The 26,384-nt window shown below is 39.0% G+C and carries 25 protein-coding genes; 24 read left to right on the forward strand and 1 reads right to left on the reverse strand.

Features of this window, described 5'->3' with window-relative positions; genetic code table 11:
• The first annotated feature begins 39 nt into the window (after positions 1-39).
• The 13 genes from NFR27_RS04505 (at position 40) to trxA (ending at position 12,719) form a co-directional block, all read left to right on the forward strand.
• Positions 40-960 carry an NAD-dependent epimerase/dehydratase family protein gene (locus NFR27_RS04505; RefSeq protein ID WP_251440961.1) on the forward strand — a complete coding sequence of 307 codons (921 nt, stop codon included), beginning with the start codon at positions 40-42 and terminating at the stop codon, positions 958-960.
• Positions 961-1,045: 85 nt separating this feature from the next.
• The gene (locus tag NFR27_RS04510; RefSeq protein WP_251440959.1) at positions 1,046-1,645 is read left to right on the forward strand and encodes a rubredoxin-like domain-containing protein; all 600 of its coding nucleotides are present in this window, start codon (positions 1,046-1,048) and stop codon (positions 1,643-1,645) included.
• Between the two features lie 219 nt (positions 1,646-1,864).
• Positions 1,865-2,863, forward strand: coding sequence for a nucleoid-associated protein (locus tag NFR27_RS04515; RefSeq protein WP_251454585.1), 999 nt, complete (start codon positions 1,865-1,867; stop codon positions 2,861-2,863).
• A gap of 102 nt (positions 2,864-2,965) precedes the next feature.
• A complete protein-coding gene (gene ybaK, locus NFR27_RS04520; protein ID WP_251454587.1) occupies positions 2,966-3,454 on the forward strand; it encodes a Cys-tRNA(Pro) deacylase in 489 nt (162 codons plus the stop codon).
• Between the two features lie 134 nt (positions 3,455-3,588).
• On the forward strand, positions 3,589-4,314 hold the full coding sequence (locus tag NFR27_RS04525; RefSeq protein WP_251454603.1) for a ribonuclease H1 domain-containing protein: 726 nt from the start codon (positions 3,589-3,591) through the stop codon (positions 4,312-4,314).
• Between the two features lie 89 nt (positions 4,315-4,403).
• Positions 4,404-5,846 carry a glucose-6-phosphate isomerase gene (locus tag NFR27_RS04530; protein ID WP_251454606.1) on the forward strand — a complete coding sequence of 481 codons (1,443 nt, stop codon included), beginning with the start codon at positions 4,404-4,406 and terminating at the stop codon, positions 5,844-5,846.
• Positions 5,847-5,885: 39 nt separating this feature from the next.
• Positions 5,886-6,872, forward strand: a complete 987-nt coding sequence (gene galE, locus NFR27_RS04535; RefSeq protein WP_251454610.1) for a UDP-glucose 4-epimerase GalE — start codon at positions 5,886-5,888, stop codon at positions 6,870-6,872.
• Between the two features lie 14 nt (positions 6,873-6,886).
• A complete protein-coding gene (locus NFR27_RS04540; protein WP_251454613.1) occupies positions 6,887-7,693 on the forward strand; it encodes a hypothetical protein in 807 nt (268 codons plus the stop codon).
• Positions 7,694-7,751: 58 nt separating this feature from the next.
• Positions 7,752-8,939, forward strand: a complete 1,188-nt coding sequence (locus tag NFR27_RS04545; protein WP_251454615.1) for a type II secretion system protein GspD — start codon at positions 7,752-7,754, stop codon at positions 8,937-8,939.
• A 38-nt stretch (positions 8,940-8,977) separates the two neighbouring features.
• A complete protein-coding gene (locus NFR27_RS04550; RefSeq protein ID WP_251454617.1) occupies positions 8,978-10,963 on the forward strand; it encodes an ABC-F family ATP-binding cassette domain-containing protein in 1,986 nt (661 codons plus the stop codon).
• A complete protein-coding gene (gene gluQRS / locus NFR27_RS04555) occupies positions 10,960-11,925 on the forward strand; it encodes a tRNA glutamyl-Q(34) synthetase GluQRS (RefSeq protein ID WP_251454619.1) in 966 nt (321 codons plus the stop codon). The genes NFR27_RS04550 and gluQRS overlap by 4 nt, the downstream gene beginning before the upstream one ends.
• A gap of 27 nt (positions 11,926-11,952) precedes the next feature.
• Positions 11,953-12,339, forward strand: coding sequence for a CoA-binding protein (locus NFR27_RS04560; protein WP_251454621.1), 387 nt, complete (start codon positions 11,953-11,955; stop codon positions 12,337-12,339).
• Positions 12,340-12,398: 59 nt separating this feature from the next.
• Positions 12,399-12,719 carry a thioredoxin gene (gene trxA, locus NFR27_RS04565; RefSeq protein WP_251454623.1) on the forward strand — a complete coding sequence of 107 codons (321 nt, stop codon included), beginning with the start codon at positions 12,399-12,401 and terminating at the stop codon, positions 12,717-12,719.
• A 72-nt stretch (positions 12,720-12,791) separates the two neighbouring features.
• Here trxA and NFR27_RS04570 read toward each other — a convergent pair whose 3' ends face one another.
• On the reverse strand, positions 12,792-14,246 hold the full coding sequence (locus tag NFR27_RS04570; RefSeq protein WP_251454625.1) for a threonine/serine exporter family protein: 1,455 nt from the start codon (positions 14,244-14,246) through the stop codon (positions 12,792-12,794).
• A 364-nt stretch (positions 14,247-14,610) separates the two neighbouring features.
• Between NFR27_RS04570 and mraZ the strand changes: the two genes are divergently transcribed.
• The 11 genes from mraZ (at position 14,611) to NFR27_RS04625 (ending at position 26,382) form a co-directional block, all read left to right on the forward strand.
• On the forward strand, positions 14,611-15,042 hold the full coding sequence (mraZ, locus tag NFR27_RS04575) for a division/cell wall cluster transcriptional repressor MraZ (protein WP_251441362.1): 432 nt from the start codon (positions 14,611-14,613) through the stop codon (positions 15,040-15,042).
• Positions 15,043-15,091: 49 nt separating this feature from the next.
• A complete protein-coding gene (gene rsmH, locus NFR27_RS04580; protein ID WP_251454628.1) occupies positions 15,092-16,024 on the forward strand; it encodes a 16S rRNA (cytosine(1402)-N(4))-methyltransferase RsmH in 933 nt (310 codons plus the stop codon).
• Positions 16,025-16,046: 22 nt separating this feature from the next.
• A complete protein-coding gene (ftsL, locus tag NFR27_RS04585) occupies positions 16,047-16,463 on the forward strand; it encodes a cell division protein FtsL (protein WP_251440930.1) in 417 nt (138 codons plus the stop codon).
• Between the two features lie 61 nt (positions 16,464-16,524).
• Positions 16,525-18,009 (forward strand): UDP-N-acetylmuramoyl-L-alanyl-D-glutamate--2,6-diaminopimelate ligase, encoded by a 1,485-nt coding sequence (locus NFR27_RS04590; protein WP_251454631.1) that lies wholly within the window; start codon positions 16,525-16,527, stop codon positions 18,007-18,009.
• Between the two features lie 2 nt (positions 18,010-18,011).
• Positions 18,012-19,388: a UDP-N-acetylmuramoyl-tripeptide--D-alanyl-D-alanine ligase gene (locus tag NFR27_RS04595; RefSeq protein ID WP_251454633.1), complete on the forward strand. Its 1,377-nt coding sequence runs from the start codon at positions 18,012-18,014 to the stop codon at positions 19,386-19,388.
• A gap of 205 nt (positions 19,389-19,593) precedes the next feature.
• Positions 19,594-20,556, forward strand: a complete 963-nt coding sequence (gene mraY / locus NFR27_RS04600) for a phospho-N-acetylmuramoyl-pentapeptide-transferase (RefSeq protein WP_251454635.1) — start codon at positions 19,594-19,596, stop codon at positions 20,554-20,556.
• 12 nt (positions 20,557-20,568) lie between these two features.
• Positions 20,569-21,966: a UDP-N-acetylmuramoyl-L-alanine--D-glutamate ligase gene (gene murD, locus NFR27_RS04605; RefSeq protein ID WP_251454638.1), complete on the forward strand. Its 1,398-nt coding sequence runs from the start codon at positions 20,569-20,571 to the stop codon at positions 21,964-21,966.
• Positions 21,963-23,069, forward strand: a complete 1,107-nt coding sequence (gene murG / locus NFR27_RS04610; RefSeq protein ID WP_251454640.1) for an undecaprenyldiphospho-muramoylpentapeptide beta-N-acetylglucosaminyltransferase — start codon at positions 21,963-21,965, stop codon at positions 23,067-23,069. Before murD ends, murG begins: the two co-directional genes overlap by 4 nt.
• Before the next feature lie 21 nt (positions 23,070-23,090).
• Complete coding sequence (gene murC / locus NFR27_RS04615; protein ID WP_251454642.1) at positions 23,091-24,464, forward strand: UDP-N-acetylmuramate--L-alanine ligase; 1,374 nt, start codon at positions 23,091-23,093, stop codon at positions 24,462-24,464.
• Between the two features lie 2 nt (positions 24,465-24,466).
• Complete coding sequence (locus NFR27_RS04620) at positions 24,467-25,399, forward strand: D-alanine--D-alanine ligase family protein (RefSeq protein ID WP_251454644.1); 933 nt, start codon at positions 24,467-24,469, stop codon at positions 25,397-25,399.
• A gap of 20 nt (positions 25,400-25,419) precedes the next feature.
• Positions 25,420-26,382: a cell division protein FtsQ/DivIB gene (locus tag NFR27_RS04625; RefSeq protein WP_251440911.1), complete on the forward strand. Its 963-nt coding sequence runs from the start codon at positions 25,420-25,422 to the stop codon at positions 26,380-26,382.
• The last annotated feature ends 2 nt before the right edge of the window (positions 26,383-26,384 follow it).

Raw genomic sequence — 26,384 nt, forward strand, 5'->3', positions numbered from 1 at the left:
AGCTATTGCGTAAAAACTTGTATTAGGAGGCATAGAAGTATGAATATTTGTGTAACTGGTGGGGCTGGATTTATAGGCTCACACCTTGTAGATAGACTTATCGAACAAGGTCATAAGGTACTAGTTATTGATAATCTAAGTACTGGTTGCCGTGAATATGTGAACCCTAAGGCACAGTTTGTGGAAATGGATATTCGTGATAGGGAATTAGTTAGTTTATTAGCTGAATTTAAGCCTACTTATATTTTCCACGAAGCGGCTCAGACTATGGTGCCTACTTCAATGGAAGACCCTGCTTTTGATTGTGATGTCAATTTAATGGGGCTTATTAATGTTTTAAATGCATGTCGTAGTGTGGGGGTGGCTAAGATTATAATGCCATCTTCTGCTGCTGTATACGGTGATTTAGAAACCTTGCCTTTAACAGAAACTATGATAGGTCATCCATCTTCTTTTTATGGTTTAACTAAATTGACTACTGAAAGTTATTTACGTCTCTATTATGAAGCCTTTGGCTTGCCTTATATTTGTTTTCGTTATGCCAATGTATATGGTCCTCGTCAAGGACATGGTGGTGAAGGTGGCGTGATTAGTATTTTTTGTGAACAACTTCAAAAACAACAAGATATTACAATTTTTGGTGATGGGGAGCAAACGCGAGACTTTGTTTATGTAGATGATGTGGTAGCAGCTAATTTGAAAGCTTTGGAAAAGCCAGATTTAACAGGGGTTATTAATGTAAGTACAGAAGTAGGCACATCTTTAAATGAATTAGTGGCTCAATTTAAGACGATTGTGGGACATGATTTTGCAGTTCATTATGAAGCAGAACGAGCCGGTGATATTAAACATTCCTTGTTAAGTACAAAAAAAATGATGACTGAGTTAAATTATTTGCCGAAAATTAATTTGACAACAGGCCTAGCAAACACGTATCATTATTTCGATACTAAATTATAGTTAAGCTGTACATAATTTAAAATTGTTGATTCAAATAAAATATGTAATAATAAGAATAAGGTAATTATTTTCTAAGGAGATTGACATGGAAACAAAAAAACAAGAAGAAAAAAAGATTCAGTATATTATTTGTCGCGTATGCGGCTATATTGAAACGGCTGATAAAGCAGATCAACCTTGTCCTGCTTGTGGTTTTCCAAAAACTGTTTGGGCTGAATACACACCACGTAAATTGAGCCCTACTCGTAAACGTTTATTAGATTTACATTTACATCCTATTGCTGTGCATTTTCCAATTGCTGGTTCAGCTATGACAGTAGGTTTGCCAATCTTAGGTTTATTAGTACCTTATTCTTTAAGCTATCGTTTATTTGATTTTGCTATGATGGTGTGCTTAGTAATGCCTTTATTAGTTCTTGTAGGTGCTATTTCTGGCTACATCGGAGGTAAACTTCGTTATAAAACAACGACAGCGCCTGTTTTGAAATTTAAAATTTACTTGAGTGTTGTATACTTTATCTTGACGGCTATTCAAGCTTATGTAGCCTATGCGTATACGGTGCACGCAGGCAATGCCTTAATTATTGCTATTATAGGTGTATTTGCATCATTATCAGCGGCTATTTTGGGTAAAAAAGGATCTCATTTATTTGCCGGCTTATTTGGTCCGTATGTACAAGGTTAACTATTGAGTGTGGTATAATAGTATTACACTAAGGTAAGTCTTTTAACTTGTTTTCATAATATCTTAGACAATGTAACGAGGAGTTAGCTTGAAGCTAAAGAGGCGCTTAGCGTTGTATTTATATTTACGTTGTATAAGATTCATATTAACAACTTATTGAAGTGTCTTGTTTTTGCTGTATGCTAAAACAAGGCACTTTTATCCATTTAAGGAGTGGCTATGCAAATCAATCGTGCAGTATTACAAATTTTAGATTTTTCATCCTCATTGGCAGTGTACTCAGAGAATGAATTAAATATGGGGGAAGAAGCCTTACAGGAATATGTTAGTGCTCATGTAAGTAAGGGAATTAAAGACCCAGGCTTACGAACGGGCTATTTAAATGAAACGAGTCAGTTAGGGCAATTATTAAAACAGTATAATGAAGGTGCTACTGATTTAGTAACTTTAGGCAAAGACTTAGGGGAGCGGTTGTTTAATTTTATGAAACAAGCTACAGACCCTGTAATTATTGATACGATTATTTGTGAAGCGGCTGATAATCATCGGTATTTATGCATATTACTTTGTCAAGCTCATGATGCGTATACGCATCAACTGTTTAATGAAGAAGATGGCACACTGACTACAGAGTTAATTCCAAACCGAGCTGTTTTGCCAAGTCCTACTCAAAAGTTAAGATCCTTTTGTGCTATTAATTTAGAGGACTTTTCAGTGCGTTTATTTGAGCCTAAGGGTGAATATGATGGTGAAGTTGTTTATATTCTAGGGGATAAGGTGCTACAAATTGGCACGAATCCGTCATCTCGTGATACAGTGTCTAAAGTGCGCCGTATTGTCGATAAAGTAGCTAAGGCGCATGAAGGAGACGGAGTGGAAGAATTGGTAAAAGTTCGTTCTATGATTTCTAAAAATGCAGAGGTGTCAGATACTCTAAATCCTGAAATTATTGTAGATACAGTATTTGCGAACCAACCACAACAAAAAGAAGCAGCAAAAAAAGCTTTAGCAGAACAGGATATGTTACGGCCTTTGCCAGTAAATCGTGAGTTTGCTAGTAAAATTGGTGAAAAGCATAAAATTAAAACTGATACGGGCATTGAAATTAGTTTTCCTGTTGAATATATGCAAAATAGTGAATTTATAGAAATCGTAACAAATCCAGATGGGACATTACGAATTGAGCTTAAGAATATTAATAAGATTTTAAATAAATGATTACCTTTAGAATGAACATTTTATTGGTTATCAATTAATTTTTAAAATAAAATATAGTAGAAATTGGAATAATTGTAGTAAAATATAAAAGGAACGATACGAGTGAGTAAGAAAGATCACAAAAAAACAAATGCAATGCGTATATTAGATACGCAAAAAGTCAGTTATGAAGTGCTTGCTTATGAATGGGAAGAAGGGCGTGGCGCTGGCGTACATGTAGCCGAAGAATTACATTTACCAGAAGAACAAGTATTTAAAACATTAGTAGGTCGTGGTAATGTAACTGGGCCAGTAGTTTTTTGTATTCCAGTGGCTGCGGAATTAGATTTAAAACAAGCAGCACGTGTAAGTGGTAATAAGTCAGTAGAACTTATTGCTGTAAAAGACTTGCTAGGTTTAACTGGCTATTTACGGGGCGGCTGCTCACCAGTGGGAATGAAGAAGTTATTTCCCACGTATTTTGATGCGACTATGGCTAAGTTTAGTGAGATTTATGTAAGTGCAGGTTTGCGTGGTATGCAGATTAAAGTTAATCCTCAAGCCTTGCAAACCGTTGTGTCTGCTCATTTTGAACCATTAACTATGAAATAAGTTGAAATATGAAGACCTTAGGGGGTTCTTAATTTTTGTTTTATAGTTAAATGGTATGGTATAGGGATAGATTATGGTAGAAATAGTATATGTTGATTAATGGGATGGATTGAGTCTAATTATAAGGAGTTTGTATGGGTAAAAAATATTATGCCGTAAAAGAAGGGCGAGTACGGGGGATTTTTGATTCATGGGCTGCTTGTGAGAGACAAGTTAAAGGATATGGGGGCGCAATTTATAAATCATTTACTTCTCGGCAAGATGCGGAGGACTTTATGGCTGATGAAGTAGCGCCGATTAAAGGCATGTCAATGGCGGAGTATTTGGAAACGGCTAAAGCTTCAACGCGTCGGTCGTCACGTCGTAAAAAAGTAGCAGAACCAGAAGCTACACCAGCCATAACAGCAGAAACAATTTTGGCTGAACTGGGACCTCGTTGTATGCTTGCCTACATTGATGGTAGCTTTGATAAAGTACGCAATGTAGTGGGTGCTGGGGGCATCATGTTTTATGAAGGGCAAGAAGAAACGTTTTCTTTTGGTACTGATAAAGAAATGTACACAGCCTATTGGAACGTAGCTGGTGAGTTATTGGGCGCTATGCATGTCATTAAGACAGCGATTGCAAAACAGATTAAAGAAGTTCATATTTATTATGATTATATGGGGATTGAAATGTGGGCTACTGGTCGTTGGAAGGCGAATAATCCATTGACCAAAGCGTATGCTGAATTTACTCTTAATAGTCGTCGCCAAGTTAAAACGGTATTCCATAAAGTAGCAGCTCATACAGGTGTTGTTTATAATGAAAAGGCCGATGAGTTAGCTAAGGCGGGCACGACAAAATTGATTGATTTATGAAAATAATATATAATTCATATCTCATAACCTATTGCGTCTCTTTAGTGAGCAAGGTACAATAAGAGAAGTGAATTAAAGGAGGGGTCAGAATGAAGAAAATCATCCTGCCATCAGGTTTTACATTTGATTATACAAATTTATTTACTGCTTGGGGTGTAACTGAAGCAGATGTTCATACATATTTTGATTTAATTGCTAATGCTGTAAAAGCAGCGACTCGTGTTCGTCTAACTGGGATTGTAGATGGTCATTTATCAAAAGATGGTACACCTGAAGCTGTACTTTTTCCACAATTGCCATACATTGAAGATAAAAACCTAAACAATGAAGCGGTGTTACAGCGCCTAACTGAATTAGGGCAACACGCTAAAGATTCTGTTGATGCCGTTGTAAGTTTTGGTATTGGCGGATCTTATTTAGGTGGTAAAGTTCTTTTTGATGTACATTGTGGTGAGTTTTGGAATCAAAAAACGGAAGCAGAGCGTGATGGCTATCCACAATTGTATTTCAGTGGTAACAATGTAGATCCTTTGCGGACTAATGAGTTAATTGCGACTTTAAAACGCAGTGCCGCTCAAAAAGGTTCTGACTTTACTGCTATGCTTATCTTAATTTCTAAATCTGGGTCTACTATTGAGCCTATGTCTAATTTTATGGTAGTGCAAGAAGCATTGATTGCAGCCGGCATTAATGTTGAAGTTGTGGCTGTAACAGATCCTCGCGATGATGAGAAAGAAACGCTACTTCATAAGCTAGCCGTGCAACAGGGCTGGCCTATTTTTGCTGTACCAGATGGTGTAGGCGGTCGTTTTTCTGTATTTACTGAAGTAGGGCTTATTATTGGCGCTGTTATTGGTTTCGATATTCGTGCCTTTTTAGCTGGGGCTAAAGCTATGGATGAAGCTTGTCAAAGTGGTGATATGCTTAAAAACCCAGCGTTACTTAATGCAATTTTAAAATATATAAGCTCTGAAAAATATGGTCGTATCATTGAAATTATGATGCCTTATGGAGATTCCTTAAAATCTTTAGCTGAATGGTATGTACAATTATTAGCTGAGTCTTTAGGAAAGAAACAGACTAAAACTAAAGGCCGTTATGGTCGTACTCCCGTTGTTGCTGTTGGGACTACTGATATGCATGCACAAACCCAAGAGCATCAAGAAGGGCGTCTCAATAAGATTGTTACCTTTGTAAAAGTGAAGGATTGGGAAACTAAAGCGATAGCTCCACATACTTACGATGAATTTGGAGCATTAAAAGCATTTAGCGGTTTAGATTTAGGTGTTATTTTAAATACTGCCTTAGATGCAAATAGTGAAGCTTTAACTGGGGATGAACGCTTTAATATTACCTTTGAATTGCCAACCTTATCAGCATACCATTTAGGTGAATTTATGTTTATGCTTTGCTGGTCTATCTTCTATGAAGGACAATTAGCTGGGGTTGATGCTTTTGATCAGCCTGGTGTTGAAGTTTATAAAAAATTATTAGGTCCTAAATTAGCGGAGCAACAAGTCGAAGAAGTGTAAACAAAGTGATTCTGTAGATGGGTTGTAGGAGGCGTAGTTATGAATATTTTAGTCACTGGTGGGGCAGGCTACATTGGGAGCCATACGGTACGAGCTTTACAAAAAGCGGGTCATACGCCCGTTGTATTAGATAATTTATCACGAGGGCACGTTGAATCATTACCAGCAAATGTTGAATTTATTAATATGGACATTGCTGATCCTGCTTTGGTCAATTTGTTAAAAGAAAAGCAAATTGATGGCGTTATGCATTTTGCAGCTCATTCACAAGTCGGTGAATCGATGACTAATCCTATGATTTATTATGAGAATAATGTAGTTGGTTCATTTCAACTTATTGAAGCTGTTCGTCAGGCTGGTGTAAAATATTTTGTATTTTCTTCTACCGCTGCTGTATATGGGGAGCCAGAAGTAGTGCCGATTAAGGAGGATGCTCGATTAGCACCTACTAATGTATATGGTCGCACTAAGCTAATGATTGAACAAATGCTTCAAGACTATAGTAATATTTATGGTTTACGTTATGTAGCTTTGCGCTATTTTAATGCTGCTGGGGCTGATAGTAGTGGTGAAATTGGGGAAGATCATACGCCTGAAACACATTTAATTCCTCTTATTCTAGAAGCTGCTTTAGGCAAGCGTCCTAATATTACAATTTTTGGTACTGATTATGATACAGCTGATGGTACTTGTGTGCGTGATTATATTCATGTTAATGATTTGGCATCAGCTCATATTTTGAGTATGGAATATTTGCGTGATGGTGGTGCCTCTAATTACTTTAATTTAGGGTCTGGTAATGGCTTTAGTGTTAAAGAGATTGTAGATACTACTAAGAGTGTGACTGGTGTAGATTTTCCAGTAGTTATTAGTGAACGCCGTGCAGGGGACCCAGGCACTTTAATTGCTTCCTCTGAAAAAGCACAAACTGTGCTTGGCTGGAAACCAACTCATAGCGATGTGACTCAAGTTATTAAAGATGCTTGGCAATGGCATCAAGGCCATCCGAATGGCTATAAAGCATAAAAAGGATAGTGAATATGATGAATAGACTGTCTCTACAAGATTTGCGAAATTTGTTAATTAAGAAAGGTCGCCTCTTGTATGGGGCGGTCTTTTTATTTTGCCTTGTTTGTTTTTATGGCATTAGTACGTCACAGTGGCAACGGGTAACTGAATTGAGTGATCGTACAGAAGCTACGGATGAACCAATTAGTCATAATTCTGAGGCTATTTCAGTATATGGCGCTAATAAGGGAACTCGTGGTGGGCTGATAGAAAATAACAAAGGAAAATCTTCAGTGGCTAATAGTATACATAATGATATATCTCAAACTAGCGCAAAAAATAAGGAGACTAGAGAACAATTTATTACCCCTATTATAGGGTTAACATCAGCTTTACGAAGTCATCCTTTTGATGATCCTTTTATACATCCGTTGCGAACTGAAAATATGGAGTTGGCTACTGGAGAAACCAATAGTTTAGTTAAAACAGACACTGTAAGTAAGGTTCAGAGATTCACTGATAGTTATCAAGAACATTCAGGGCAGGAGACTTGGGGAAAACGAATCGGAGGAAGTTATAGAGGCATTGATGAAGGGAGTAAGGCTATTGCAAAAGGTAGTCATTATAATCAGAAAGCATCTCAGGTTGTAACATTGGCCAATATACAAGTAACCGGTATAGTAGGAGGGAACACTAACTTAGCTATGTTACACACTGATAAGGGTGAGGCTTGTTATGGTATTGGCGAAGGTCCAGGGGAATTGATAATTCAGGCAATTACGAGTGAAGCCGTATTAATTAGTGATGGTAATACTAGTCGTTGGTTATATGTAGAGTAGTATTTGCCGGTTATATGTAGAGTAGTATTTATAGGTATAGATTAAGGGAGCGTTTGAGATGTTAAAGGGTATAAAGTTATGGATATGTATTTTGTGTTGTTTACAGTTTTATTTATGTGGTGAATCGGTGTGTGCTTTATCGATGACTGTTAATAATGGTAGTTTAGCCGGTTTAGTTCAGTCTATTGCGCGTAGTGAAGGCTTGGCTATTACAGGGGCAGAAACATTAGCTGGTACTGTTTCAATTCGCCTTAATGAGCCTAATGGGGTAGCTGCTTTACAGCGATTAGCACGGTTGAAACATTTTACTTTATATGAAGAAGATGGACTATGGATAGTTGATGGTAATGGAATGGCTGATAAAGAGGCAAGAATAGCGACTATTATAGCGCCTAAACATATATCAGTGCTAGCCCTCAGTGAGGCACTACGGGCTATTGTAGCTGAAAAGAACATTCGTATTGTAAAGGGGGCTAATCAAGTTATCGTATATGGGACAGCTGCAGAACTTAGGCAAGTTCAGACCATATTACCTACTTTAGATGTACAGCCTAAACAAGTACGTTTAGAAGTAGCAGTTGTGGCATTTGAACATTCCTATGTAAAAGAGACGGGTATTCAATGGTCTTGGCAGAGTCTTACAGGACATGGGGAAGATTCTACCAATTCATATGGCGGGATTCGTTTTGGCCGAGCCCCTTCAGGCACACCGTATACGTTTTGGTTTAAGCCTGAAATAAAGGCACAAGAAACGACGGATAAAACAGTGTTAATTGCGCGACCATCCATTATGGCTTTGAATGGTGAAGAAGCAAAGATATTGATAGGGGATCGTATTCCTGTAGTAGAAGAAGTAAAAGATGGTAATGAAAGTCGAACGACTACAAGATACGAAGAAGCGGGCATTCGCCTTACCTGTACACCTTTTATTACTGAGGATAAAGGCATTGAAGCGGAGATTCATGCCGAAGTAAGTAGTCCGGCGCTTGTATCTGAAATGAAAGCCTATCGAATTACCACTCGAGAGGCGCATACAAAAGTGCATTTGCAATCTGGCGATGTTTTAGTGATAGGAGGTTTAATGGACAATCGGGAGGGCAAGCAGTTTTCTAAAATTCCGATTTTAGGAGATATTCCTTTGCTGGGAAAACTATTTCAACATGCGCGCCGTACTAAAGATAAGGTAGAGCTATGTATTTTTGTAAAAGCTGAAGCCTTAGAAGAGCCAAGTACGTCATCTCTGTGATATAATAAAGTCATATGTAGATGAACGGAGGCAGAAGGATGGAGCGAATCCGAATAATTGGATTAGGTAAATCATTTGGGATACGTCAAGTGTTTACTAATGTATCCTTTGAAATAAAACACGGTGAGCGTGTTGGTTTAGTAGGCCCTAATGGAGCCGGTAAGTCAACTCTCATGAAATGTATTTTAGGGATTGAAGAAGCAGATGAAGGGCAAATTGTCAAAGACAGTGCCACTACAATTGGTTATTTACAGCAGGATATCAATTTAGGTGACGATAGTTTGGCTGTTGAAATTCAAAAAGCCTTTGCTGATGTGCAACAATGGGAGGTACAGTTGTTGGAGGTTTCTAAACAATTAGAAACTAGTCCACAGGATGAAAGTTTGCTTAAGCGATTGGCTCATATTCAAGATCGGTTAGATTGGCTAGGTGGTTATGATTATGAGGCACAAAGTCGCCGTATTGCTTATGGTTTAGGTTTTACAGATGAAGACTTAACTAAATCGGTGTCTGAGTTTTCTGGTGGGCAAAAGACGAGAATTAATTTGGCAAAAGCCTTAGTTCGTCGCCCAGACTTTTTATTTTTAGATGAACCAACAAACCACTTAGATATGGATATGTTAGAGTGGTTAGAGAATTATTTAAGTTCCTATGGCGGTGGTATTTTAATTATCAGTCACGACCGCTATTTTCTTGACCGTGTAACGACGCGTATCGTTGAACTAGATCATCATAAGGCAACTAGTTACCGCGGGAATTATAGTCGCTATGTAGAACAACGGGCAGCGCAATATAAGGCGCAACAGTCTGCCTATGAAAAACAGCAAGAGTATATTCGCAAAACAGAAGAGTATATAGATAAGTATAGGGCTGGGATTAAATCTAAAATGGCTCGTGGCCGCCAGTCTCAGTTAAATCGTTTAGAACGCTTAGAGGCACCGGAACATTCTGAACAGTTAAAATTTACTTTTCCGAAAGCTGAATTCAGTGCTGATAAAGTATTAACTGTGGAAGAATTGTTTTTATCCTATGGTGAACGAGATATTGTAGAAGATGTTTCCTTTATGATTCGTCGTGGGGACTCTGTAGCTTTAATTGGACCTAATGGAGCGGGAAAATCAACGCTTTTAAAAGCCATCACTGGTGAATTAGTGCCGGAAGCAGGCTTCATTGACATTGGGAGTCGTGTATCAGTAGGGTATTTTTCACAGGAACATGAGGAATTACATCCACAGTGGACGGCTGTCGAAGAAGTTATGAGTCAATTTAACTTTAGTGAAGAGAAAGCTCGTAATGTGTTAGGGATGCTTTTATTCCGTGGTGATGATGTATTTAAACAAGTTCGTGATTTATCTGGCGGCGAAAGAGCACGTTTAAGTTTGTTAAAATTATTTTTGCAAGGCGATAATTTTTTAATTCTTGACGAACCTACTAACCATTTAGACATTCCTACTCGTGAAGTTGTGGAAGAAGCACTTATGGGCTTTACTGGCACTTTGTTGGTAGTCTCGCATGATCGTTATTTCTTAGATAAAGTAGCTAAGCGAACCTTGGTATTAGAGCCAGAGGGGATTGAGGAGTTTCAGGGAAATTATTCGTATTACAAAGATAAACTAAAAGAGCAGGCACAGCTCGCTGAACAGATGGCTCTTAAAGAAGCTAAGGTAGCGGGTGAAGGGCGTAAAACTTTATCTTCAAAATTAGGTAATGAAAGACAGTCTAATTTTGAGGTTTCTTCTGATGCTTTAGAATTAAATGCTTCTAATTCTGGTGTAATATCAGCTAAGGACGCAATTAGTGAGGAGCCTAAGAAACTTAATGCATATATGCAAGCTAAGCAATTAGAGGAAACAGAAATAGAGATTGCTCGTTTAGAGGCGACTTTAAAAATGTATGAAGTGCAACTACAAAATCCAGCTTTACAAGAAGATAGTGAAGCCTTAGCTGAGGTAGCTGCACAGATGGAGACGGTTAATAGTAAGTTAGCTAGTTTGTATGAAAAATGGGAGCAATTAGCACAATGAAAGGGCGATTTGCACCAAGTCCAACAGGACATATTCACTTAGGCAATGTGTGGATTGCCATGTTGTCTTGGTTAGTAGTGAAACAACAGGGTGGTACGTTTGTCTTGCGTATGGAAGATATTGATACACAACGAGCTAAGCGCACTTTAGGGGACGATTTATTAGACGATTTAGAATGGTTAGGCCTTACTTGGGATGAAGGTCCACGAACGGGCGGTCCTGCTATCTCTTATTGGCAAAGCGAGCGCTATGATTTTTATGAGGCACAATTACAAAAATGGCAGACTGAAGGGCTAATATATCCCTGTTTTTGTAATAGAGCTCGTTTACAGTCTATTAGTTCAGCTCCTCATGGACATGAGGGGATTGCTCACTATGATGGTCATTGCCGCCACCTAAATGAAACTATGCGACACCAATTATATAGTCAAAAAGAGCCCTCTTGGCGATTAAAAGTAGCAAAGCGAAGATATGAATTTATGGACTCTTGGCAAGGTTTACAAAGTCAAGAATTATGGCCGGGGACAGATGATTTTGTTGTAAAACGAGCAGATGGTATGTTTGCCTATAATTTAGCGGTTGTTATGGATGATATTGCTATGGGCATTACGGATGTAGTTCGAGGTTATGATTTATTGCCTGCTGTTGCTTCGCAGCTCTGGTTATATGAAGTATTAGATGAGTCAGCCCCTATATATTGGCATGCCCCTTTAGTGGTAGATGAAGATGGCTATCGTTTATCAAAGAGACAACAGAGCATTACTTTGCGTGAGTTGCGTGAAAGTGGTTATAGTGCGCCTATGATATTAGGTCGTTTAGCCTTGGCAGCAGGGCTTGTTTCGCGAAAAGCGTTGGGCCCTGGGGAGACTCTTTCTTGGTCGGCTTTGCTAGATAGTAATATTGAGAATTTATCTCTTAAACAACAGCAAATCAAATTGACAAATTTCGATATTGTGATATAATTTAGTGTAGAGAGTTGAGGTGATAGTATGACACCTAAAGACGCACTTACTAAGAAAGTATGGGCTGTGTTAGGCGCTACAAGTCGTAAAGAAAAATTTGGTTACAAAATTTATGCTTGCTTGCGTGATCATGGCTATACAGTGTATCCAGTCAATCCTAATGTTACAGAGATTGATGGAGCTATCTGTTATCCATCACTTAGTGATTTACCAGAAGTGCCAGAAGTAGTGGATTTTGTAGTTCCAGAGAAAGTAGGCTTAGCCGCTTTGGAGGAATGCAAATCATTACAAATTCCGACAGTTTGGCTTCAGCCTGGTGCTGATAAACCAGCTGTAGTAGCAAAAGCTAAGGAGCTAGGACTCGCAGTCATTGAGGATTGTGTATTGGTTCAAATACGTCCAGATAATCATTAATGTAAGTTCATTTCATTGAAATATAATTTTAGACAATACATTTAGGAGGGTATTTTATTATGGCAAATATTGCAGAATTAACAACAGCAAATTTTAAAGAAACAATTACATCTAAAGAAGTGGCAATCGTAGATTTTTGGGCTCCATGGTGCGGTTATTGCGTACGTATGATGCCTGTATTTGAAGCGTTAGCTGAAGAATTAGGTGATAAAGTAGCTTTTGCTAAAGTTAACACTGATGAAGTTGTTGAATTAGCAAAAGAATACCAAGTAGAAGTACTACCAACATTTGCTATTATTAAAAATGGTGAAGTAGTAGGCCGTAAAATTGGTTATGTACCACAAAATGAATTAAAAGCAGCTATTGAAGCTCACTTATAATATAGAAAAGCCTGGTGCTGATAGTAGTCATGAGTTATATGCTCATGGTTACACTTCAGTACCAGGCTTTTTTTAGTTTTGTAATTCTTTTTGACGTGCTTTTAAAGCTTTATCTAAGGATAATGCTTTTTTACGGTCTAAGTAGCTACGAGCAAAAATGTGAGGAATGGATACGCCAATAGCTATGCAAATAATAGTCATAACGCCTGTAATTCCACTGCGTAGCGCAAAGAGGAGATTATCAGGTGTTAACGAATTAATGGTTAATAGGCCAAATAAAAAGCGGTAAAGTAAAACACCAGGAATCATTGGAATAACAGAAGGAATGGATAAAATGAGTGGCGCTGTTCGGAAAAATTTGTAAAACCGCAAGGCTAATAAACCGATAATAGCAGCAGCTACAAAGCTAGCACCGACTAAGGTAAAGTTGAAGTTTACAATTAAAATATTGCGTGTGATGACACTGATAGTCCCGCCTAGAGCAACAATCCATAATAGGCGATACGGCGTGTTAAAAATAAGGGAAAAACATACGGCTCCGATGGCTGCCGCTACCGCTTGAATCGGCGATACTACAGCGGGTGTAATATTTAGGTGGGTAAAAGTAGAGACATGATCAAAGTAGAGTGCCATGGCAATGCCTACAGACATACTACTAACTATGAGTAAGGTGTGCATAGCTCGTGTCATACCAGATACAATGTGGTTATTAATCATATCATCTACTGCATTTATAAGGGGAATGCCAGGAATTAGAAACAGTGTGCAACTAACCATAGCATAAATAATTTCAAAAGAGCCTAAGGTAGTATTGAGTAAATAGGCTGCTGAGGTGGCGGAAAAAGCGGCCGCTACTACACCAAAATAAAAGTTAATCTTGAAATGATGGCATATATAACGAACTAAAAAGCCAACGATAGCACAAATAGAAGTCATTAGAGCGGAGAAAAGAGAACCACCAAATAAAATAGTAAAAGCCCCACAAGCTAAACCAGCACCAATGGCTAGAACTGAAGTTGAATATTTAGGTGGTGCTTGGGCAATACTTTTAAGATGTGCTTCGAATTCATCTAAGGTAAAATTTTGTTCAATAGCTTTCCAGGTTAATTTTGATAAAGTGGATAAAATCGTCATATTTACGCCGTGAACAGGCGTTTTACGAAAGGCTGTATAGGAATGCTTTTCGTCATTAATATTGAGCATTAATGTCATATAGGTTATATGAATATGGACATATTCAGGAGGAATCCCCATATAGGTAGCGGCGCGCATCATATCTCGTTGTAGATGATTGGTGTTAGCGCCGTTTTCCATAAGTAGTTGTCCTAAGTCGAGTAATAAATCCATTTTACGCCGAATCGCTACAAACGGTTCGTTCATAATTTGATAATTAGAAGGACCGGATGAGCAACTATTGGCAGTATGATGATGGCGATGTTGCGGATGCATGTGATGGTTATGACTATTTCCTGTTGTCGATTCGTGAACAGTAGTCATAGCATGTTTTTTGTTGGTCTTGCGAGTCATACAATAGTCCTTTCTCTACATTGTATAATGTATGGTTTATCTTGTAATCTTAGTTTTATTTTATATTTAGTATATCATATTGGGGTGGTCACGTGATTAGGGAGTGGTAAAAAATGGAGGATGGGGGGCGAAGTGGGGACTGCTTTAAAATTGAGCCAAGATAAAGCCTAATAATGACGAACATACGAATCTTAAAATAAAACAAAAAGACGTTTAAATGCAGAAAAAATAAAGATTTGAAAATTTTTTCTGCTTTTTTTATTAAATTTCACATATTTTATTGTTATTAAGTGGGGGAATGTGGTAGAATTTACCATATAGTGGTGAATAAGATAGGGAACGTGTAAAAGGAGGTGAGACAATGATGTTCATGGGTGAATATTCACATACCATTGATACAAAAGGGCGATTAATTATTCCAGCTAAATTGCGTGAGCAATTAGGGGAGTCCTGTATTATGACCAAGAGCCTCGATAATTGTCTCGCCATTTATACGTACGAAACCTTTGAAGCCAAAGCAACTCAATTAGCGGCTCAATCTAATGGCAAGGCTAGTGTACGAGGTTTAAAACGTTCTATTTTTGCAAATGCAAATGAACTAGAGTTTGATAAACAAGGTCGTATCTTAGTGCCTGCTAGCTTACGTAACTATGCGTTCTTAAAAAAAGAAGCGGTGGTTATCGGCGCTGGTGATCATGTAGAAATTTGGAGTCGTGAACATTGGGATGCTTATTCAGCAGATATGGATGCCAATATGGAAGCTTTAACTGAAAATATGGAAGGACTTATTTTCTAAATGTTATAAGTTTTCAACAAAGTTTAGTTAGTAAAAGAAGGGAGGCCCTATGGAATTTCATCATGTCAGCGTGTTGCTTGACGAGACGGTACAAGCTGTTATTACGGATCCCCATGGGGTCTATGTAGATTGTACGCTTGGTGGTGCCGGTCATGCACACGCATTAGGTGAACAATTAGCTGAAGATGGATTACTTATTGGTCTAGACCAAGATGAAGTAGCCTTAGCTACAGCTACAGAGCGTTTGCAAGATTTGTCTTGTCAGGTTATGACCATTCCAACAAATTTTCGCCATTTAAAACAAGCTCTTACAGAGCGAGGCATTACAGCTGTTGATGGATTTATCTTTGACTTGGGCGTATCAAGCTATCAATTAGATACAGCTGAGCGAGGGTTTTCCTATATGCAGGATGGTCCTTTAGATATGCGGATGGATCAGCATAGTGATTTAACGGCCGCTAAGGTAGTTAACAGTTATAGTGAGGCTGATTTATACCGAATTATTCGTGATTATGGCGAAGAACGTTGGGCTAAACGAATTGCTCAATTTATTGTAGCTGCTAGAGAAGAAAGACCGATTGAAACGACTGGTGAATTGACGACTATCATTAAGCAGGCGATTCCTGCTGGCGCTCGTCGTGAAGGTCCACATCCAGCTAAGCGAACATTTCAAGCGATTCGTATTGAAGTGAATCAAGAGCTAGCTATTTTACAAGATAGTTTTAAAGATGCTGTTGAATTATTAAAACCAGGTGGCCATATTGGTGTAATTACCTTCCATTCGTTAGAAGATAGAATTACTAAGCAAACTTTTAAAGAGTTGAGTACGGGCTGTGTTTGCCCGCCAGGTTTACCTGTGTGTGTGTGTCATCACAAGGCTAGTGTTAAAGCGCGCAATAAAGCGATTGAGCCTAGTGAAGAAGAAGTGGCTATTAATCCGAGATCTCGTAGTGCTAAATTACGGGTAGCTCAAAAGGTATAGATAGATTGTGGGGGTTGATTGTATGTTAGCGAGAAAAACAGTTGGTGTGAGAGTGGCTCAACCGACAGCGAGACCGTATATACCGACACGTGGGCGTTCAGCTAAACGAGCTGGCGTATTTAGTAATGCATCGCCAGAATTAAAGCAAGCGATGTTATTGGTTGGTATGCTTTGTGCTATTTGTTTTTCCATAGTTGGGGCTGAAGCAATAAAAGCAGGTGCTGGCTATCAATTGGTGAGTCTGCAAAAAGAGATGGTTCAACTTTCAAGAGATAACGATGAATTGAATTTAGAGGTGGCAGAATTAAAATCACCTACAAGAATTCAACAGATTGCGCAAGATAAATTGGGAATGGTTTTGCCCGATGCTTTTGTGTACAATAGCAAAGGTACTACTGTAGAACGAGATGTGAATGTAACACAGCACATCATGGAGTAACTACGGTATGAGGCAGCTCCGTAGGTGAGCTGCTTTCCTTGTTTGAAGTGGAGGTATTATTGTGAAAACAGTTCAAGAAATTATAGATGTAATTAAAGAGGTGACCGTTACAGGGCCCATTGATGTGGCTGTTTCACATATAACAGCTGATTCTCGGGAAGTTAAGCCTGGCAGCTTGTTTATTTGTTTGACTGGAGCCCATGTTAATGGTCATGATTATATAGCAAAAGCGATTGAAGCCGGTGCAGTGGCCTTACTGGTTTCACAGCCTGTAGCGGTGCCTGCCCATATAGCCGTTTTAACAGTAGGGGATACTCGTATTGCCATGCAACAATGTGTGCCATTTTTTTATGACTATCCAGGTTGTAAAATGCGCATGATTGGCGTAACGGGGACTAATGGGAAAACGACAACAACTCATATTATTGGCCATATTTTAAAGGCCCAAGGTTATAAAGTAGGGATTATTGGCACTGTCCATGTAATGATTGGCGATAAAACATATCCCATTCACAACACAACCCCCGATGTTGTAGATTTGCAACATATTTTGGCGCGCATGGTAGCTGAAGGTGTAACTCATTGTATTATGGAAGTATCCTCGCATGCGTTAGCTTTAGGTCGTGTGGCTGGTGTAGAATACGATACGGCTGTATTTACTAACTTAACACAGGACCATTTAGATTTTCATAAGACTTTTGAAAACTATTTAGCGGCAAAGTGCAAGTTGTTTGAACAGGTAAGCATGCCTAAGCAGCATAAAACTAATAAAGGGTCGGTTATTAATATTGACGATCCTTATGGTAAACAAGTGATGGCCAAAAATTCAGCGCCGCTTATTACATATGGCACGAAGGGGCAGGGGACTTTAGAAGGTGAAAATCTTACAATTACCTCTAAAACGTCTGCTTATGATGTAGTGTACCAAGGAAAGTCATATCCTATTCATATGAGAATTACTGGGCTTTTCAATGTATATAACACATTAGCCGCTATGGGGGCTTGCTTATTTGAAGGTATTTCCATGGAAGCTATTATTGAGGCCCTAAGTGATTTCACAGCTGTTCCAGGACGCTTTGAATTAGTAGAAGAAGGACAACCGTTTGCAGTCGTAGTAGACTATGCACATACACCAGATGGTTTGGAAAATATTTTAGAAACAGCGCAAAAGATTGTTGATAATAAGATTTTAGTTGTCTTTGGTTGTGGTGGTGACCGAGATGCTACTAAGCGACCTATCATGGGGCGTATAGCGGCGCAATATGGTGATAAAATTTTTGTAACGTCTGACAATCCTCGTACGGAAGATCCTAATCAGATTGTTGAGCAGGTAGCCGTAGGGGTAAAAGAAGCACTTCGACCAGATTCATCGTATGAAATTATTGTAGATCGACGTACTGCTATTCATGAAGCTATTAAGCAAGCTGAAGCTGGCGATGTAGTTATTATTGCTGGTAAAGGACATGAAGATTATCAGATTTTGAAAGATAAAACGATTCATTTTGATGATAGAGAAGTAGCACGCGAAGCATTGAAGGAGAGATAAGGATGGCAGAATTTACGCTCCAGGAGGTGTTAACCGTTACAGGTGGTACCTATGCTGGTGATTCAAAAAAACAAACAATGTTTACGAATGTGTCAACCGATACGCGTACCATTGAAGAAGGCTCTTTGTTTGTAGCTTTAACCGGTGATACCTTTGATGGCCATGACTTCTTAGAACAGGCCAAATCTAAGGGAGCGTTAGGTGCTTTAGTTGGGAAAGGACGAGGGATTAGTGATTTAATCTGCATCGAAGTAGATTCCCCCTTGTTAGCGTATCAACAACTAGCAAATTATCATCGCCGCCGCTTTGCGATTCCTGTAGTAGCTGTTACTGGTTCATCTGGTAAGACTACGACAAAAGAAATGATTGCTACTGTATTAGAAGCTAAATTTAAAGTGCTTAAAACTGAAAAGAATTTTAATAATGAAATTGGCTTACCAAAAACGCTGTTACAATTGACAGAAGAACATGAGGCCTGCGTGGTTGAAATGGGGATGCGAGGCCTAGGCCAAATTGATGAATTAGCTCGTATTGCTGAACCAACTGTAGGCGTTATTACAAATGTAGGTAATAGTCATATTGAATTGTTAGGTTCTCGGGAAAATATAGGCAAAGCTAAAAGTGAATTAATTCGTCATATTCCGCCAGAGGGAACAGCTATTTTAAATGAAGATGATGAATTAGTGCGACAAATGGCAACTTTAACGGAAGGTAAGACTATTTTTTACGGTATCAAAGAGAATGCTACTGTATCTGGTTTTCAGTTGCGCTATAAAAAAGATGGTATTAAATTTACCTGCCGTTGTTTTGATGAAGTATTTGATATATTCTTACCTATGATTGGGGATCATAATGTGTACGATGCGTTAGCCGCTGTTGCTGTAGGTCGTGCATTAGGCGTATCTTCACAAAAAATCACTAAAGCACTAGGTAGCTTTACTGGCATTCCTATGCGTCAAGAAATAGTTTCTTTTGGAGATATTGTGGCCCTTAACGATGCTTATAATGCGAATCCAGCCTCTATGGCAGAGTCTATTAAAGCTATGGGGCAATTAGAAGGTAAGCGAAAAATTGCTATGCTAGGGGATATGCTTGAATTAGGGGATTATACCGAAGCGAACCATCGTGAGATTGGGCGCTTATTAGTAGCTGAAGGTTATGACCAAGTATATACTTTTGGGGAAGCTGCCAAATTTATTGCACGGGAAGCTAAAACAGCAGGTATTCGGGTAGCTAAAATTTGTGATAGCCATTTAGATATGGTAAATACATACTGGGATGAACGAGCTAAAGGTGACGTAATTTTAGTCAAAGGATCACGAGGCTTACGAATGGAGCGCGTAGTTTCTGAATTAAGGGATAGAGAGTCTTTGAAATAGAGACGATTGTGCATAAAACATAAATAGTAAATGATATTTTTCAAAAAGGTCGAAATCTATTTGCATTACAGCCATAGATGTACTACCATAGATAACGGCCTTTATTTTTTACAGTCCCTTAGCGACTTAGAGGCTATGTTAGTTATGTATCTTGCAAGCCTTTGTTAGGAGGCTTTACACTTATCTTTAAGGAGCGATTGTTAGAATGACCATGCAATTATTGTTTGCGTTTATTACAACTTTAGTAATAACGTTAGTATTAGGAAAAGTAGGAATCCCTTTGTTACGCCGTTTACATGCGCAGCAGAGCATTCGTGAAGATGGACCACAGGCGCATTTAGCTAAGGCTGGGACCCCGACTATGGGTGGTCTTTTTATGCTGGCAGCTATGGTGATTAGCGTATTGATATTTTCACCATTTCATATGGCTACTTGGGTATTATTATTTTTGACATTAGGGCATGGTTTACTGGGCTTCTTAGATGATTTTATTAAATCAGTAAAAAAACGCAATTTAGGTCTTACAGCTAAACAGAAGTTTTTAGGCCAGATTATTATGTCAGCTATTTTCTGTTATATTGCTACCGAAATATTAGTGATTCCTACAACGGTGTGGATTCCTTTAACTGATATTACTGTTGACTTAGGTTGGTTCTACTATGTGTTAGTATTTATGATTATTGTAGGCACGACTAATGCTGTTAATTTGACTGATGGCTTAGATGGCTTAGCTTCTGGCACTTCAGCAGCGGCAGCTATTGCGTATACAGTCATTGGCATGTTGGCCTTTCAAACGAGTGTCGCCTTCTTTGGTATAATTCTTTGTGGTGCTGTATTAGGATTCTTATATTTTAATGCAAATCCAGCCAAGGTATTCATGGGGGATACTGGTTCTTTAGCATTAGGCGGTGCTTTTGCAGGCATGGCAATCTTAACTAAGACAGAACTATTATTAGTAATTATTGGTGGGATTTTTGTTATGGAAGCACTGTCCGTAATTATTCAAGTTGCTTCTTTTAAGACACGAGGGGTACGCGTGTTTAAGATGAGTCCGATTCATCACCATTTTGAGTTATCGGGGTGGAGCGAACAAAAAGTGGTATCTCGTTTCTGGCTTGGTAGTTGTGTATTTGCTGTTATTGGTTTATTGATGTATACATTGCGATAGGTAGGCGTTATTATGGAGTACAAGGGAAAACGAATTTTAGTACTGGGAGCAGGGCGCAGTGGGATTGGCGCGGCCCATGTACTCGGCCTATTAGGGGCTCAAGTGGTGTTAAATGATTATAAAGACGTGACTTTAACTGCTGCTGAAAAAACGCTGTTAGCGCAAGGTCATGTAACCATTATTACAGGGCGCCAAGATGAAGATTTATTGGCTAATGTAGATCGCATTGTTGTGTCCCCAGGGATTGCTTTGACGATTCCTATTTTGGTGGCTGCTAAACAACGAGGTATAGATATTGTAGGAGAAGTAGAAGTGGCCTATGATATTTCCAAAGCACCTATTTTAGGGGTAACTGGCACAAATGGCAAAACTACAACAACTACCTTATTAGGTGAAGTTATGGCGCAAACGGGCAAACCAATTAAAGTTGGTGGCAATATAGGAGCCTCTTTGAGTGAAGCTGCTTATGAAATTTCGGATGATGGGTATTTAATCGCTGAATTATCTAGTTATCAGTTAGAAACAGTGAAGACTTTTAAGCCTGTAGGTGCGTTAGTGTTAAATATTACACCAGACCATTTACAACGGCATAAAACTATGGAAGCTTATCAAGCGGCGAAAGAACAAATTTTTATGCATCAAACGGCGAGTGATTGTACGGTGCTTAATGTGGATGATCCCTTAGTAGCTAGTATGCAAACACGTGTACCGGGCAAAGTACTTTGCATCAGTCAGAACCATAGTGTGACGGATGGAGCGTATTTTGAAAATGGTCAGTGCTATGCAGTGCGCCAAGGTGTAGCTGAATTAATCATCGGAACAGATGAGATTCAATTACCAGGCCGTCACAATATTGAAAATATTTTGGCGGTTATTGCTTTGGCCTATGAGTTAGGCGTATCAGCTATGCAACTCCATACTGTAATTGCACAGTTTACTGGGGTAGAACATCGGTTAGAACCAGTAGCTCATATTGCTGGAGCTAGTTATTTTAATGATTCGAAGGCAACGAATACAGACTCTGCCATTAAAGCCATTGAAGCTTTTAAAGAGCCTATTATTTTATTAGCTGGGGGTCATGATAAAATGACTGATTTAAGTGAGTTTATGCAACTCGTTAAGGCGCGTGTTCGTGATTTAATCTTAATGGGGGAAGCGGCTCAACGTTTTGCTGAGGCAGCGAAAGCAGCTGGGGTAACGAATGTTTATCAAGTTCGTTCTATGGCGGAAGCTGTAGCTAAAGGGTATGAACTAGCTAAGCCTGGGGACGTTGTTCTTCTATCGCCAGCTTGTTCTAGTTTTGACTGGTATCATTGTTTTGAAGAACGAGGCGATGATTTTAAAAATGAAGTATATGCTCTAAAAGAATTAGTTGAATCAACAGTAGAGAAGAAAGGGTCATTGTCATGAAGCGTATAATTATTTCCGGTGGTGGCACTGGAGGGCATATTTATCCAGCCATTACGATTTATAAAGAAATAGCGTCCATGACAGAGGCTGAGTTTCTTTATATTGGTACTGAAAAGGGCTTGGAAGCTACTTTAGTACCTAAAGAAGGAATTCCTTTTAAAACATTGCCCGTAGAAGGGTTAAATCGCAATCTTTCGTTCCGTGCCTTGTTAACTTTGGGTAAAACATTAGGTTCTTTAGTAAAGGCCAATCGTATTATTTCAGAATTTAAACCAGACATTGTCATTGGTACGGGTGGCTATGTATGTGGTCCTATTTTGTTAGCTGCTGCTTTACGGCATGTGCCTACTTTAATTCAGGAACAAAATACGATTGGTGGCATCACTAATAAAATTTTAAGCCGCTTTGTAGATGTAGTAGCCGTTGGTTTTGCAGAGGCTGAAAAGGCTTTTGAAGGGGCTAAACGGATTGTTTATACAGGCAATCCTGTACGACCAGAGGTGCTTGTAGATACGCGGGCAACGGGACGCGCCTTCTTTAATCTCAAAGAGGACGAATTTGCAGTGTTAATTGCTGGTGGTTCTCGCGGAGCTCGTAGTATTAATACAGCTATGATAGAGGTGCATAAGTATTTTAAAAATCGTAAAGGCATTAAGCTAATTCATGTAACAGGTACTGGTGAATATGAGCGTGTATTGTCTGCTTTAGGCATTGAGGATGGTCAAGCTTATAGCGATACGTCAGTGATTTTGCCATATTTACATGAAATGCCAAAAGCTTTAGCAGCTGCTGACTTAGCAGTGTTCCGTGCAGGGGCTGTAGGGTTAGCTGAATTAACAGTAAGAGGCATTCCCTCTATTTTAATTCCTTATCCCTATGCGGCTGAAGATCACCAAACCTATAATGCGCGAGCTTTAGTAAGTACTGGAGCAGCGCGTATGATAGTGGATAAAATGTTACAAGGAAATGATTTAATTGGGGAAATTGAATTTTTTATGGAAAATCCAGCGGAGCGTGCTCGTATGTCTGTAGCGGCCAAATCACTAGGCAAGCCACAGGCCGCACATGATATAGCTCAATTAGCCCTAGATATTGCAAAATAAATTATAAGGAGCGATTAGACCATGCTAGATGGTATTCATAAAATACATCTCATTGGCATTGCTGGCTCAGGAATGAGAGCTATTGCCAATATATTAATCAGTCAAGGTTTTGACGTATCTGGTTCTGATATTCAAGAATCAGCAGTAACTGAACGATTTCGTAAGATGGGCGCCACCATTCATATTGGTCATAATGCAGAGTATGTAAATGGGGTAGACGCTGTAGTTCGCTCAACGGCTATTCATGAGGATAATCCTGAATTAGTAGCAGCTAAAGCGCAGCACATTCTTATTTTACATCGTTCTGATATTGTAAAGGCGGTATTGGATATTACAAAGGGGATTGCTGTAGCCGGTGCTCATGGTAAGACAACTACGACTTCTATGTTAGGCCAAATCTTTGTGGAAGCAGGACTAGATCCTACTGTTATTATTGGCGGTGAAGTAGATTATTTAGGTGGTAGCAGTCAGTGGGGACAGGGCGAATACAGTATTGCTGAGGCCGATGAAAGTGATGGATCTTTCTTAAAATTGAATCCTCATGAAATCGTCATCACTAACATTGAAAATGATCATATGGACCATTATGGGACGATGGAAAATTTATTAGTTGCCTTTGGTGAATTTGTTGGTAAGTTACCTGATATTGGTGTTGCTGTTGTATGTGGTGATAATTCAAATATTCAACAGATAATGACACAAGTGGATCGTCAGTTTATCACCTATGGCTTAGAGTCAAGCAATGAATATACTGTACAGAATATTCGTTATGAAAAAGGTATTTTAGTGTATGATGCCTATCATACGTCTGAACATATAGCTACAGTTCGTTTAAAAGTGCCTGGTACACATAATGTGCTTAACTCTCTAGGGGCTTTAGTTATGGCTATTCGCTGTGGCATTCCTGTTGAGGTTGCAGTTGCTGGTTTAGCAAAATTTACAGGTGCTAAACGTCGTTTTGAAACGAAGGGACACAGTCATGATGTGTGGGTTGTCGATGATTATGCCCATCATCCAACTGAGATTGCCGCTACCTTAGGGGCCGCTAAAGCTTTGGAATCTCATCGTGTAGTTTGTGTATTCCAGCCTCATCGTTTCACTCGAACAAATCTATTGTTAAAGGAATTTGGTCAGGCTTTTCAAAAAGCCGATGTGCTGTTTATTACTGACATTTATAGTGCTGGCGAAGACCCTATAGAGGGGATTGATGGACAATCTATTCCTAAGATGGTAGAGGCAACTACTGGGCAGACCGTGCATTATATTGCTAATGTAGAGGATGTACCGCAAGTAGTAAAAGCTGTATTGCAGCCTAATGATTTAGTCATTACTATGGGGGCTGGCAGTATTAGTCAATACGGTCCTAAGTTGTTAGCAGCATTAGAAGAGGAATAATCATGAAGGATAAACAAATTATCGTATTAATGGGTGGTCCATCGAAAGAGGCAGAAGTTTCACGGCGTACCGGTGAATCCATTGCTCATGCTTTAGATGGTCTTGGCTATAAAGTTAAAACCCTAGAATTAGTACCAGAACAAGTATTGCAAGATATTAAAGCCCTTAAGGGCGATGTTGTATTTAATGCATTACATGGTAAGTTTGGGGAAGATGGTGCGTTACAAGGATTACTTGAAATGGCAGGCATCCCTTATACGGGCTCAGGTATTATGGCTCAAGCCGTAGGGATGAATAAGAAAATTAGTAAAGATGTTTTTGTTGGATCCCAGATTCCAACAGCACAAGCGGTATCATATAATCATGAACAGCAAAGTGAAGATGTTATTATAGCGCATATTAAGGCTAATTTTACGTACCCAGTTGTATTAAAACCGGCTACACAAGGTTCTAGTATTGGTGTAGTTATTGTTCGTCAAGAAACAGAGTTAGCAGCAGCGGTAAAAGAAGCGTTAGTTTTTGACCATATTTTAGTGGTTGAACAGTATTTAGATGGTCGTGAATTTACTGTGTCTGTATTAGATGGTAAAGCCTTGCCAGTGATTGAAATTCGCCCTCATTCTGGGGAATATGATTATGCTTCAAAGTATACGACTGGCGCAACCGATTATTTAGTGCCTGCACCAATTGATGAAAAGTTAACGGCTAGAATGCAATCCATTGGTGAAACTGTTTATAATGAATTACAATGTAGCGGTGTTATCCGTGTTGATATTATGACCAATAGCGCAGGTGAGCCATTTGTTTTAGAGTATAATACAGTGCCTGGTATGACGGCTACATCTTTGGTACCTAAGGCAGCTAATGCTATGGGGATTGATTTTCCAACCTTATGTGAAAAGATTTTATTATCTGCTGGTTTAGGTAAGTTTTAATTAAATGTGGAGATAACAAGATGAACGGAGAGACTCGTCAGTATTCATCTAGTTCAAATCAGCATATGCACAAAGGGCCCAATGAAACTAATTGGTCTCATTGGGCTGAGCAAAATAGTGATGATGTTGTAAAACCAAACCCTCAATCTCGCTTTATACCGCCACAGTCATCAGAGTTTGGTCAGTTGCATGATTTTCATCAGCCTAATGAGTTTGGCACTTATCAAGATGATATGGGTGGTTCTGGCAATTCAGAGGAACCGCCAGGCCCACCAAAACGACCTCATGCTTGGCGACGACGTGTTGTTTGGGGTGGTGGGGCGCTACTAATTATTTGGGCGCTATTATTTATGCTGCCTATTCCTTTTGGTACAATCCAAGTAGTCGGTAGTGATAAAGTGACGGTGTCTGATGTAATGGCAGCTGGTAATATTCGCTATCCTGTAAATTTATTACAGATTAATAGTGGGCAATTGGAAGAACGCTTACAACATGATTTACGCGTGGAAACAGCTAAAGTTACCTATGTATTACCTTTGACTTTACAAGTAAATATAACGGAACGTCAGGCTGCAGCTGTAGTGGCGACTCAATTTGGTTTTGCCACTTTAGATTCATCTGGGCGTGTTATTAATTTAGGACCAGCTATTGAAGATACATCCGCGCCCATTATTTCCGGAATTAAATTAGGAAATGTATTATTGGGAGATATGATTGATGTAGCTGTTATCAAAGGGACATTAACATATTTAGGTTCTATTAGTGCAGAGGGGCGTAAACAAATTGCTGAAATTAATGTAGGGGACACGCAACAATTAATTGCTTATACGGTAGATGGTTTACCATTGCACTTGGGGGATACGAGTGAACTAGATAAAAAAGGGCCTTTATCAGAAAATATGCTGCGAGATGTAAAGGCTCGTGGAGTAGCAGCACAATATTTAGATGTGAATGTAAAGGCGCCCTTTATTAAGACGCCTTAATA

It is taken from the genome of Veillonella intestinalis (assembly GCF_943192895.1).
GTDB lineage: Bacteria > Bacillota > Negativicutes > Veillonellales > Veillonellaceae > Veillonella_A > Veillonella_A intestinalis.

Coding starts and splice junctions, on each gene's coding strand:
- NFR27_RS04505 (WP_251440961.1), top strand. CDS start 40: ATGAATATTTGTGTAACTGGTGGGGCTGGATTTATAGGCTCACACCTT.
- NFR27_RS04510 (WP_251440959.1), top strand. CDS start 1,046: ATGGAAACAAAAAAACAAGAAGAAAAAAAGATTCAGTATATTATTTGT.
- NFR27_RS04515 (WP_251454585.1), top strand. CDS start 1,865: ATGCAAATCAATCGTGCAGTATTACAAATTTTAGATTTTTCATCCTCA.
- NFR27_RS04525 (WP_251454603.1), top strand. CDS start 3,589: ATGGGTAAAAAATATTATGCCGTAAAAGAAGGGCGAGTACGGGGGATT.
- NFR27_RS04530 (WP_251454606.1), top strand. CDS start 4,404: ATGAAGAAAATCATCCTGCCATCAGGTTTTACATTTGATTATACAAAT.
- galE (WP_251454610.1), top strand. CDS start 5,886: ATGAATATTTTAGTCACTGGTGGGGCAGGCTACATTGGGAGCCATACG.
- NFR27_RS04540 (WP_251454613.1), top strand. CDS start 6,887: ATGATGAATAGACTGTCTCTACAAGATTTGCGAAATTTGTTAATTAAG.
- NFR27_RS04545 (WP_251454615.1), top strand. CDS start 7,752: ATGTTAAAGGGTATAAAGTTATGGATATGTATTTTGTGTTGTTTACAG.
- NFR27_RS04550 (WP_251454617.1), top strand. CDS start 8,978: ATGGAGCGAATCCGAATAATTGGATTAGGTAAATCATTTGGGATACGT.
- gluQRS (WP_251454619.1), top strand. CDS start 10,960: ATGAAAGGGCGATTTGCACCAAGTCCAACAGGACATATTCACTTAGGC.
- NFR27_RS04560 (WP_251454621.1), top strand. CDS start 11,953: ATGACACCTAAAGACGCACTTACTAAGAAAGTATGGGCTGTGTTAGGC.
- trxA (WP_251454623.1), top strand. CDS start 12,399: ATGGCAAATATTGCAGAATTAACAACAGCAAATTTTAAAGAAACAATT.
- NFR27_RS04570 (WP_251454625.1), bottom strand. CDS start 14,246: ATGACTCGCAAGACCAACAAAAAACATGCTATGACTACTGTTCACGAA.
- mraZ (WP_251441362.1), top strand. CDS start 14,611: ATGTTCATGGGTGAATATTCACATACCATTGATACAAAAGGGCGATTA.
- rsmH (WP_251454628.1), top strand. CDS start 15,092: ATGGAATTTCATCATGTCAGCGTGTTGCTTGACGAGACGGTACAAGCT.
- ftsL (WP_251440930.1), top strand. CDS start 16,047: ATGTTAGCGAGAAAAACAGTTGGTGTGAGAGTGGCTCAACCGACAGCG.
- NFR27_RS04595 (WP_251454633.1), top strand. CDS start 18,012: ATGGCAGAATTTACGCTCCAGGAGGTGTTAACCGTTACAGGTGGTACC.
- mraY (WP_251454635.1), top strand. CDS start 19,594: ATGACCATGCAATTATTGTTTGCGTTTATTACAACTTTAGTAATAACG.
- murD (WP_251454638.1), top strand. CDS start 20,569: ATGGAGTACAAGGGAAAACGAATTTTAGTACTGGGAGCAGGGCGCAGT.
- murG (WP_251454640.1), top strand. CDS start 21,963: ATGAAGCGTATAATTATTTCCGGTGGTGGCACTGGAGGGCATATTTAT.
- murC (WP_251454642.1), top strand. CDS start 23,091: ATGCTAGATGGTATTCATAAAATACATCTCATTGGCATTGCTGGCTCA.
- NFR27_RS04620 (WP_251454644.1), top strand. CDS start 24,467: ATGAAGGATAAACAAATTATCGTATTAATGGGTGGTCCATCGAAAGAG.
- NFR27_RS04625 (WP_251440911.1), top strand. CDS start 25,420: ATGAACGGAGAGACTCGTCAGTATTCATCTAGTTCAAATCAGCATATG.